The organism is Neisseria sp. P0017.S009 (assembly GCF_051957375.1).
GTDB classification, from domain to species: domain Bacteria; phylum Pseudomonadota; class Gammaproteobacteria; order Burkholderiales; family Neisseriaceae; genus Neisseria; species Neisseria perflava.
On the sequence record NZ_JBQCWL010000042.1, the window covers coordinates 1 to 243 of the forward strand.

Annotated in this window: 1 protein-coding gene; it reads left to right on the plus strand. The window is 60.1% G+C overall.

What is annotated here, in order from left to right:
• A partial coding sequence (locus ACTHTG_RS11250) for a phage portal protein (protein ID WP_440362655.1) occupies window positions 1–243 on the plus strand: 243 nt, incomplete at both ends.

Genomic DNA, 243 nt, shown 5'->3' on the forward strand with positions numbered 1-243 from the left:
GGCGTAACGCCGTGCGCATGGGTGTTGAGTTAAACAGCTATTCCCGTCCTGTGGCGTACTGGCTGCGGACGGCACATCCGGGCGAATCATACGGACAGACGAATACGGGCAATTTACGCGAACGGGTACCGGCAGAGCAAATCAGCCATATTTTCCTGCACGACCGCCCGGAGCAGCGGCGCGGCTTTCCGTGGGTGGCTTCGGCCATCATCGGCCTGCAAAACCTGTCGGGCTATCAGGAAG